Annotated in this window: 4 protein-coding genes; 2 read left to right on the forward strand and 2 right to left on the reverse strand. The window is 64.2% G+C overall.

The annotated features are described in order from the left end of the window. Together WBR57_RS04030 and WBR57_RS04035 are read right to left on the reverse strand one after the other, a co-directional pair. Nucleotides 1-1,369 (reverse strand): dermonecrotic toxin domain-containing protein (locus WBR57_RS04030; RefSeq protein WP_424082342.1); only part of this gene is annotated, 1,369 nt, incomplete at its 3' end. Between the two features lie 78 nt (nt 1,370-1,447). Then, nucleotides 1,448-4,537, reverse strand: a complete 3,090-nt coding sequence (locus WBR57_RS04035; protein WP_424082344.1) for a transglycosylase domain-containing protein — start codon at nt 4,535-4,537, stop codon at nt 1,448-1,450. Nucleotides 4,538-4,699: 162 nt separating this feature from the next. Between WBR57_RS04035 and WBR57_RS04040 the strand changes: the two genes are divergently transcribed. Together WBR57_RS04040 and WBR57_RS04045 are read left to right on the forward strand one after the other, a co-directional pair. Then, nucleotides 4,700-9,250, forward strand: a complete 4,551-nt coding sequence (locus tag WBR57_RS04040) for a hypothetical protein (protein ID WP_424082346.1) — start codon at nt 4,700-4,702, stop codon at nt 9,248-9,250. A 268-nt stretch (nt 9,251-9,518) separates the two neighbouring features. Beyond that, nucleotides 9,519-10,937, forward strand: a complete 1,419-nt coding sequence (locus WBR57_RS04045; RefSeq protein ID WP_424082348.1) for an amino acid permease — start codon at nt 9,519-9,521, stop codon at nt 10,935-10,937. Nucleotides 10,938-10,939: the final 2 nt, after the last annotated feature.

Here is a 10,939-nt window from a genome sequence, read left to right on the forward strand (position 1 = left end):
CCACGCCGAGCAGGTGCCCGACCGCCTCGCGGCCACGCCCCTGGGCCCAGTCGACCACCCCTTCAAACACGTCATCGGCCAACTGGTAAGCGGTGTACGCCAGCATCACCTGGCCCAGCCCCGGCACGAAAGGCGTGGCCACCAACAGCGCGACATCGAGCAGGTCCGAAAGGATTTTTTCCAGGTTGTCCCACCAGGCCCAACGCGCCAGGCGATCCACGTGAGCGGTGGGCACGGCGATCTGCCGCGCGTCGTTGAGCAGCTTGTTCAACTTGACCCGGTACAGGTAATTCCACAGGTCGTTTTCGGCCTCCAGCGGGCCGCGATTGGGGTGGTCTTCGCGGATGTCCAGAGCGTGCATCACCAACCTGGGCCGGGCCTTGAGCGCCGCCAGAAAGGCCCCGCGTCGCTCGTGGTCGATGAACTGGCTGAAAAACTGCCGATAGTCGGCGTCGTGCAACTGGCGGCTGAGCTCCTCGGCGCAGGCCTGCGGTGTGGGGTACTCCTTGAGCGGGTGCTGCGGGTCTTCCGGCACCCAGGCGAGCATCCGGCCTCCCGGCTGGCTGCCAAACAGCATCACACCGGTCAATGGGCAGTCCAGCAGGCTCAAGGCGTAGCTGTTGAGTGGCTGGCCGTCGAGGCGCACGTGTTGATAACCGCCCGCCAGCAGTAGCAGGCTGTCGTGCGCATCCTGGGCGATGTCGCCGCGCAGCAGCGCCTGATGAGTGGCCACCGTCAGCGCCGCCTTGAGGTTGGCGAGCACCGCCAGGCGCACGTCGCGCGCCGTGATGGCATGGTGATAACCCACCGCTTGCTTGAGACGCGCCTGATACTGGGCGCCGAGATCCAGCTGGCGGCAGATGCTCTTGAAGGCCAACGCGGTCAGCGAGGTTTTGACGATATCGCGCTGGCCCCGCGCGTCTTGCGGACCAAGAAAGGCAAAGTCGGTAAACGCGTCGCCCGCCGCAAAGTTATGCAGGGCCGCGTCGAGCAACGACAGCATGCGGCTGTGTTCGCCTTGTTTGACGCCGACCACCCACCAGGCGTGTTCGGCGCTGGTGTACGTGCGCAGAAAAGTGGTGCGCACATCCAGCTCGCCGTAGGCCGCCAGGGCGTGCTTCAACAGCGGTTCGGCGAAGGCGTAGACATCGGTCAGGCCTTGGAAAATCCGGTCGAGCTGGTTCTGGGTCTGCCATTGCCGCGCAATTGCAGCCTTGAGCCGTTGATGCTGGCCGGACGTGGCGTTGGGGTAGGGCGCGGGGTCGGTGAGGCCAACGGCGCGCAAGGCCTCAATGCGTGTCAGCGTCGTGTTTTTGATCCATGGCGGCAGCGCGCTTTGCAGCAGCGCCGCGTGGTTTGAGTGGGACATGGGAGCACCTGAATAGAGCACAAGAAGGCCTTGAGTCTAAGCAGGGGACGGTGCGAAAACGGGTGAGTAATTAACACCCTAGGGCGCCTGGCACAGGGTGTTACCGCCAGGCTGCAAGTAAGGCGTGAGCATCGGCGCCATGCCCTTGAGCACCTGCACCGGCAAGGCCGAGGTAAATTTGAAACCCTGGGCCGAGGCGCCGGGGACGAAAGCGGTAAGGGTGCCGAAATGGTGGTTGCCGATGTAAAACACAAAGGTCGCGGTACGGTTGATCGCCTTGGAGCTGAGCACACGTCCACCAGCGCCGATGGCTTCGATGCGGTTGTCGCCGGTGCCGGTCTTGCCACCCATGGCCAACGGGGTGCCGTCGGCCAGTCTGAAACTGCCTGACACCCGTCGCGCAGTGCCATCATCCACCACCTGAGACAGCGCGCCCTTGAGCGCCGTGGCCACCTCGGACGGCATCACCCGCTTGCCGCGCTCGGGGTCGTTGACCAACCAGGTTTCATAGGGCGTGTCGGCGGCAAAGTGCAGGCTGTCGATACGCAACGTGGGTTGGCGCACGCCGTCGTTGAGGATGATCCCCACCAGCTCCGCCAGCGCGGCGGGGCGGTCGCCGGAGCTGCCGATGGCGGTGGCCAGCGACGGCACCAGGTGGTCGAAGGGGTAGCCCACCGTCTGCCAGCGTTGATGAATATCCAGGAAGGCCTCGATCTCCAGCATGGTGCGGATGCGACTGTCGCGGGCGCTTTTGTGGCGGCTCTTGAACAGCCAGCTGTACACCTCCTGACGCTCGTGCTCGCTGGCGGCGGTCGCCTGGGCGAAGGTCGCGTCGGGGTGGTTGAGCAGGTAGCCCATCAGCCACAGGTCCAACGGGTGGACCTTGGCGATGTAGCCTTGGTCCGGCAGGTCGTAGGCGCCGGGGCCGTAGTTCTGGTAGAGCGTGTCGAGGCGTTCGTCGGTGAGTCTTTCCGGGTTTTTCACGCTGCTCAAGTGCGACCGGACAAAGCTGTTGAAACTCGCCTGGCTGGCGTTGGGCAGCAGGTAACGGTGCACTGCTGCCAAGCGGATGGCGGTGGGGTGCAGGCCGTCGAGGAAGGTGTCGAGGCGCGCCTGGGTGTTTTTGTTGCGGTACTTTTTCCAGAACCGCAGCAGGAAAGTCGTACCTTCGCGGTCGGCGAACCTGGCCAGGTATTCCTGGCGGCGCGGGTCGCTGTCGTCCTTGAGCAGTTCGGCGCTGTTGTTCGCGCCGTGGTAGGTGCTGTAGCGCACCAGGTCGCGCATCAGGCGAATGAACGGCAGGTTGATCGATTCGCGCAGCGCCTCGAGCAACGTGGGGTTGCGGCCGTTGTCCTGGCTGCGGAAATTATGGAAATGGTGCAGGCCGCCGCCGGTGAAAAAGCCTTCGCTGATGTTGGCCGAGTATTGGCGGTTGAGGGCCGCGTCGAGCATCTTCGCCAGGCTGCGGTCGCTGCTGTTGAGCAGGTAGTCGATGGCCCAGCGGGTGATGCGGTCCTGGTCGTCGACCTGGACTTTGCGCAGTTCGCCAGCGGGCGTCGCGCCATATTTATCGTGCAGTTCGCTGACGATTTGCAGGTAGGTGGTCATCACCCGCAGCTTGGCGGTAGAGCCCAGTTCCAGTTTGCTGCCTTCGTTAATGTCGAAGGGCTGGTCGGTGCTGTCGGTTTGCACGCGCACGCGGGCCCCGTCGGGGGTCAGTTCGTAGAGGTTGAAGCTGTAGCGCACCTGAGCGGTGCTGGCGGCGGTCAGCAGGCTTGGCCCGAGCAGGCCGACCTGCGCGGCGAAGACGGGGTCGGCCAGCTGCTTGAGGTAGGCGCTGGCCTGGCGTTGCAGCTCAGCCTGCAAGGTGCTGGTGGCGGACAGGTCAAGGCGGTCGAGGTCGTACAGCGGCCGGTTGAGCAGCGCCGCCAGGCGGCTACGGGCCACGCTGATGCCCTTGTTGGTTTCGTTCGGCTGGATCGTCGGTTGTTGCTGCCAGTCTCGGTAGGTGACCTGGCTGGCCAGGGCGGCCTTGGCCAGTGCCGGGTCGATCACCTGGTTCTGCGCCAGCAGGCGGATATGGCTGTCGGTAAGGTCGGCCAATTCGGCATGGCCCTTGGTCAGGTAATGGGACGGACGCCGCTGGGCGATCATCAGCGACAGCACTTCGCGCAGGGCAAGGCCTTTTTCGGCCAGCTGCTGGGGATCGTTGCTGTTGAGCAACAGGTTGGTCTGGACAAAATCGGCGCCGTACCACACCCGCAACCCCTCGGCCATGCCATGCACTTCACCGTGCCCGGGCACTGCCGACAGCGGCACGCTGTTGAGGTAGTCACGCACAATATTCTGGCGCGCCTTGAGCGTATCCGGGCCGCCCTGATAGGTGCGTACGCTGGCCGAGAGCATCTGGCGAATCTTCTCACCGCCGGACAGGGTCAGGCCGTCGGGGGAGTGCCGGTATTTTTCCAGCTGCGTGGCCAGGGTACTGCCGCCGGCCGTCTGCCCCGGCAGGTGCAGCAACTTGGCGACCTGCGACCACGCGGCCTTGGCAAAGCGCGGCCAGTCCACGGCGGGGTTGGCCTGGGGGTGCCCGGGGTCGAGCAGGTCGCGGTTTTCGATAAACAACAGGCTGTTCACCACCAACGGCGGGATCGCGGCAAAGTCGGCGTAGAGTTGCTGCGGGTAACTGAAGCTGTACAGCGGTTGTGCACGGCAATCAGTGAGGGTGAGGCCGGCCTGGATCTTTTCGGCATAGGGCACGAACAGGCCGTGATCGGTGTAATCCATCAACGCTGCGGAGAAGCGCACCTGGCGCTGCACCAGGAAGCCGCGCTTGAGCAGGCGCGGCAGGAATTCGTCGAGTGCGCTGTAGCCCAGGCGTTTGTCGAAGGGGCCGTCGCCGGGGTAGACCATGCTGTCGCTCGGGCCGGGTTGCAGGCTGTACGTCAGGTCGCCGGCCAGGTGGCTGAACTGCCGGGCCTGCCAGGCGCTGGTGAGCATTTCGCGGTGGGCGGCGAAGGCCAGGGCGATCAGCCCCAGTAGCAGCACCAGCCAGATCAACCGCCGGCGGTAGCGGCGCGGGCGTGGGCTTTGTGGCAATGGCGGTTCATCCTGGCTGTCAGTCGGGACCGCAGCCTTGGTGGAACTGGTTTGCCATAGAGCACCCATAGTCGACTGATCCATTCACGCAGATTGATCGGACTTGGTTGAAGCTTAGACGCTGATTGGCGCGTGCAAGGGAATTGTGCAAGGCCATAGCCGGTTACCACCGTCGTGCTCCAGCGGGGACCTAGTGTGCGAGGCCATTTCTGTCCCGCCCCGAGCCGCCCTATGCCTGAGTCCAACCCTTCATCCCTGTCACGTACCCTGGCGATCGAACAGATTGTCCAGTTGTTCAGCTGCCTGCCGACATTGCGCCAAGTGGCCGCCAGCCAGGTGCAAAGCCTCTATCCCGGGATTGCCATCGGCATCCCGTTGCAGGACGGCATCTACCGTTACAGCCCACTGGCAGATGAAATTCTCGAATGCATGTCCATTGCGCGGCCGGTGCGTTATGTCCAAGGGCACCACATCGTAGCCCGCCATGCACGAGAGAACTTCGTGCCGGATCGCACCTCATTGGCGTCGCTGGAGCGCGAGGTCAACCGGCTGGCCGGCGACTTGCTGGAGGCCTGGCTTGCGCAGTTGCAGGACGCGTGGCGCGAGCCGTTGTCCACGGGTGCCAGCCGTTGGGAAGGGGTGTCGGAAAAACTGCTGGCACTGTTTTATGACGCTGAGCCGCCGCCTGGTCTGGATGAGCAGCAGTTCGCCAGGATATTCCCACAAGCGTTGCTGCGAGCGAGCCTGCCCGAGCGTCTGGAGGGTTTGCGTCAAAGCGCGATGCTCAATATCCGCACGCTGCACGCTTGGCCACGTGGCACTCATCAGCCTGCTGAAACGCTACCCTTGCTGTTGCTTGAGCACCGGCTGTTTGGCGCCGAAACCCACATCCTGATGGTGTTCAGTCCCGCCATGGGTATTTATCCGCTGACCCGCTTGCAGGACGTTGAAGCGCTGCTCCCCGAGTATGTCAGCGAGCGCTTGAAGGGGCAGGCGCTGACGTGGTTTGCCGAAGAGCCTCTGGGCAACCCCTTTGATGCATTGGCGGTCAGTTATGCCGAGCGCCAGTGGGCCGATGTCAAGGCTATCGACCGTGCGGTGCCGCGCACGCCGGCGCAGTACCAGGCGATGCTCGATTACCTGACCGACCCCCGGCGTTGGTTCGAGTCGCGCCTCACCCCGCGGCAGCAGCGCGTGCAGGCGGCGTTGCCGTTGTGGCTGGTCCACGCCGGCATCGAAGACAGCCTGGCCTATGCCGGCGCACTTGAAACCCTGCTGGACGATGAGGCGCAGGGCAACTTTCTGGAGGGCATCGCGCCCATCCGCACCTATGCCGCCCAGACCCTCAAGCTGTGCCTGGGCGAAGACCCCAGGGCACGCGAGATCGAGCCGGATGAGGTTGAATTGACTTATGCGCAGGTCACTGCCGTCGCGATGCCCGGCGGGTTTACCGGTGGCGAAGTGCAGCGCACGACCGTGAGCCTCACCGCGCTGGCTCTGGAGAACCTCGGCGGGTTCCCGCACACGCCGTCGCAGATCCGCGTCAAGGGTGCACCAGCCCCCGCCTGGCTGACTGCCGAACGCTTGCGCGCCTGTGTAAGCGAGGCGGACGTAGGCCAGCGATACCCTGCATTGCTCAAGCAAAAACTGCTGGATGACCCGGCCGAACGCAGCCGTCGCGAAGCACTGTTCACGCGGCAGCTGCGTACGCAACTGCCGCTGCTGGCGTTGGAGATGAAGATCAAGGGCGAGGGGGCACTCACCGAGGCCGGGCAGGCGCTGGTGGCGGCGGCGGTGCAAGGCTTGCCGGCTGCCACGCTATGGCCGTTGGCATTCAAGGCTACCGCGACGGCGACGGCGGATGGGGTGGTCAACCAGTTCATCATCGGCCCGCGCCAGGCCGACGCCGGCCCGCATCTGCTTTACCGTCCCCTGCTGCGCCCCAGCCTGCGCGAATTCAGCAGTGCTCAAGCGTTGTTCGAGGCCATTTGCACCGCGGGGGATCTACAGAACAGCGTACTGGCCTGGATGGCACCCGAGCGTCAGCCGGTGTATGCCAATGGCGGTTTCAACGAACCCCATGTGCGGTGCTTTCTGGCGGGGGATGAGTTCAACCTGCCGCCCCGGCCGCAACCGGCGCGCCTGTTCAAACAGCTGGAGGACGGTGACCCGCTGCCCCGCGTGTTCAGCGCCACCGCCCAGGCGCTGATCAGCCTGGCGCAGGCCGAGGCGGTGTCCAATGCTCGGCAGCGCTGGGCCACCTTGAAGGCTGGCGGTTGGCTGCTGTTCAACGCTGTGCTGCCCTTTGTCAGTGGCCCTGCGTTGCTGGCAGGTTGGCTGGTGCAGGTGATGGACAGTGTGCGTCAGGACCTCACTGGCCGTGACCCGGCCCAGGGTGTGGCGCAGTTGCTGGCCGACCTGGTGCTGATCCTGGCCCATCGCGCCTCACCCCATACGCGGCCGCCGCGCCTGAACCTGCAACATCGTGCCTTCGCTCGCTCACCGGTAGAACCGCCGGTGGTGATGGCCCAGGTGCCGGTGCGCGCGCTGAATGGCTGGTACACCCCGCGTGCGACCCTCTCTCCATTGCTCCAGGCCCGGCTAGAGCAACTGAGTCTGAAGGCGTATGCCAGGCCCTGGCCGCAACGCCTGGCCAACGCCCAGACCTCGGGACGCTTGCGCGGGCTGGCGCGGGACGACAGCCACGTCCCCGCCCAGTGGCAGGTCCTGCTCCACGGCCATCTTTATCGGGCCCAGGTGTCGGCCGAGGGCGTGCGTGTGGTGAGCGCCGATGCTGCTACGCCCGGGCCCTGGCTCAAGCCGGTGGGCGAAGATCGCTGGGAGGTGGATCTGCACCTGCGGCTGCGAGGCGGCCAGGCGGATACGTCGGCCATATCGGTGAACAACGAAGCGCGTCGCCAGCAACTGGAGCTCGACTACCAGCTCGCCATTCAGCGCCGGCAAGCCGCCCACCGCGCCCTGGATATCGCCCGGCAAGTGAGGGCGGCCGGTGTCACCGAGGCGCAACGCGTTACAGCCAACGCCCGTTACAACCAGGAGCTGGAAAACAAGTTGGATGCCTCAATGCTCGAGTTGCAATGCCTGCGCCAATTGCAGGTTCTCAAGCCGCGTCCCGCCTACGAGCGCGAAGTGTCTGCGGCGCTCGAGGGGGTGATCCTGACGTTGCACCAACTGCTGCAACAGGGCCGAGACCTGACCTTGGCCGTTAATGCCCGGCTCCTGCCGTTGTTGCAACAAGTCGAATTCGAGACGCCGGAGGAGGCGCAGTCTGACCTCAACCAGCAGGCCCACCGTAACATTCTCCAGAACATGCGCGATTTGGCGGACGGTTATGACAAGGCAATTCGCTGGACCCACCTGGAAACCAGTTACCTGAACGAGTTGAGCGGCGTGCCCAAATTCGGGCGCGACAAGGTTCGCGAGCTGCAGGCCGGCGTCGGCAAACGTCCCTCGGCGCTGGACTTGCAGTCGTTGCAGGTCACCACCTTATGGGGCGTGGCGCTCAACACTGAAGGCCTGGAACTGGATGAAGAGTTTTTCCAAAGTCTGGAAGAGACCATCCACCGTGCCCGCTGGGCCAGCCGCTCCCAGGCCACGCTAGGCGAACTGGCGCCTCAGAGCACGGCGCTGCGCATCGAGTTGCTGGAAAGTTTTGATCACGTGTATGCCCAGACTCAGGACCGGCTGGCGTTCTGGCGGGCGATGGAGCCGGGCAAGTTCAATCTGACTTACCTGGACAAATTGCGTGAGTTATTCAGCCAACTGCAGCAGCAAGTCCAGGACGAGCTGGCGCTGGCGCTCTTACCGGCACCGGCACCGGTTGAAGTGCCCGCGCTTGCTGTGCCCAACCCCCGGCAGAAACGGATCATCCGCACGCGCAATCAAGATCTGTATGTGGCTCGGCTGAAGATGAGCACCGGCGCACAACCGGTGGAGGTGGCCGAGGTCACGGACACGCAACAAGCCGTCCTCGGCGCATTTACCCAGGCCGCCGATGGTGTGTGGGAGCCGGTCAAGGCGCCGGCCGATTCACGACCCACGCCAACGCCCAATCTCAACCGCTTGATCGAACAGGGCCAGGCCCTGCGCGCCAGCGTGGAGCGCGCAATCACCCAGGTGCAAAAAATGGCCCGCACCGCCAGCGAGGCGCAATCGCTGCAAGACATCCTGGAACAGCGAGCCGACAAGTTGCGCCAGTGCGCCGATAGCATCCACCAGCGCTTGCTGCACGCCGATACCGAGCGCCTCGCCGCCCTGCAAAGAGCCCGGGCACGGACCGAGGCCGACGACCTGCGTGCCGCCGCCAGCCGGTTGTCCGAAGAGGGCATGAAGGCGCGACTGAGCGTGATCAAGGCGCGTCTGCCGACGCAATCGGGGCTGGATGTGTTAGTGAGCCATCGTGAGGTGCGCGTATTGCGTCTCGACGCACGGGTAGCGCTGGCCGGGCGCGCGAATGATTTCCTGCAGGCCTATGCGGTGATGGATGTGCACAGCCGCGAGCCGTGGTGCTACGGGCATTTCCACTATGAGCGGGCCATCGGGCCGGATGATCACTTCACCGCCGCGCACCTCAAAACCCCCGCGCAGCACCGCCTTGGCAAGCAAGCCCAAGCCCAGGTGCGGGCCCAGGCGTTCGCCAGTATCCAGGCTGGGCAGACCGGCCGGGTGGAGCAGACGCTGGAGATTCATCGCGGTGAAATCAACCTGCGCATGGCGCGCAAATTGTTCTTCGATGCGCCGTTATGGACGCCTGACTGGTAGGGCCGTGGGTGGAATTTCAGCGGTTGGCGCACCATCGTCGTGCGATACTCTCGCCGTGCTTTCGGGTGTTCCCGTGAGTTACCGCTGAATATTGCTGTTTATAGAGTGAAAATCACTGGGTTGAGCTTTTTATACTGCACCCCCCGATCTGGCCCGGCCAGCACGGTTTGCCCACGACGCAAACCGCGGCGGCGGGCGTCATGACCACCCGTTGTGACGCCCCGGCATCGCGGGCTCATACCCAATAACAAGACGAGGTTGTATCCCTATGCCAGTTGGCAACCACCTGCCCCATGGCGAGACCGCTTCGGGCGGCCCGCTCAAACGCGAATTGGGCGAACGGCATATCCGCCTGATGGCCCTTGGCGCCTGTATCGGTGTCGGCCTGTTCCTTGGCTCGGCCAAGGCAATTGAAATGGCCGGCCCGGCGATCATGCTCTCCTACATCATCGGCGGCCTGGCGATCCTGGTGATCATGCGCGCGCTCGGCGAGATGGCCGTGCATAACCCGGTCGCCGGCTCGTTCAGCCGTTATGCCCAGGACTACCTCGGCCCATTGGCGGGCTTTCTCACCGGCTGGAACTACTGGTTCCTGTGGCTGGTGACCTGCGTGGCGGAGATCACCGCCGTGGCCGTGTACATGGGCGTATGGTTCCCCGACACCCCCCGTTGGATCTGGGCCCTGGCCGCGCTGATCAGCATGGGCACCATCAACCTGATCGCGGTGAAAGCCTTTGGTGAATTCGAATTCTGGTTCGCGTTGATCAAGATCGTCACTATCATTGCGATGGTGATCGGCGGCGTCGGCATCATCGCGTTCGGCTTCGGCAATGACGGCGTGGCGCTGGGCATTTCCAACCTCTGGGCCCATGGCGGGTTCATGCCCAATGGTGTGCAGGGCGTGTTGATGTCGCTGCAAATGGTGATGTTCGCGTACCTGGGCGTGGAAATGATCGGCCTGACCGCCGGTGAGGCGAAGAACCCGCAGAAGACTATTCCCCGTGCGATTGGCTCGGTGTTCTGGCGCATCCTGCTGTTCTACGTCGGTGCGCTGTTCGTGATTCTGTCGATTTACCCGTGGAATGAAATCGGCACCCAGGGCAGCCCGTTCGTGATGACCTTCGAGCGTCTGGGGATCAAGACCGCCGCCGGCATCATCAACTTCGTGGTGATTACGGCGGCGTTGTCGTCGTGCAACGGCGGTATTTTCAGCACCGGGCGTATGCTCTACAGCCTGGCGCAGAATGGCCAGGCCCCGGCCACGTTCGGCACCACCTCACGCAACGGTGTGCCGCGCAAGGCGCTGCTGTTGTCGATCTTTGCGCTGTTGCTCGGGGTATTGCTCAACTACCTGGTGCCGGAAAAAGTCTTTGTCTGGGTGACGTCCATCGCCACCTTCGGCGCGATCTGGACCTGGGCGATGATCCTGCTGGCCCAGCTCAAGTTCCGCCGTGGCCTGAGCCCGGCGGAACGTGACGGCCTCCAGTACCGCATGTGGCTGTACCCGGTCAGCTCCTACCTGGCGCTGGCATTCCTGGTGCTGGTGGTGGGCCTGATGGCGTACTTTCCCGACACCCGCATTGCCTTGTATGTGGGCCCGGTATTCCTGGTGCTGCTGACGGTGCTGTTCTACGCCTTCAAGCTGCAACCCACCCAGGTCGGCCAGGGCGCAGCGCGCTCGGCATAAAG

This window comes from Pseudomonas sp., from assembly GCF_049590575.1.
In the GTDB taxonomy this organism is placed as follows: Bacteria; Pseudomonadota; Gammaproteobacteria; order Pseudomonadales; family Pseudomonadaceae; genus Aquipseudomonas.

What these genes read in the sequence shown, in the direction of transcription:
- WBR57_RS04045 (WP_424082348.1), top strand. Translation starts at nt 9,519, where the DNA reads ATGCCAGTTGGCAACCACCTGCCCCATGGCGAGACCGCTTCGGGCGGC.
- WBR57_RS04035 (WP_424082344.1), bottom strand. Translation starts at nt 4,537, where the DNA reads ATGGGTGCTCTATGGCAAACCAGTTCCACCAAGGCTGCGGTCCCGACT.
- WBR57_RS04040 (WP_424082346.1), top strand. Translation starts at nt 4,700, where the DNA reads ATGCCTGAGTCCAACCCTTCATCCCTGTCACGTACCCTGGCGATCGAA.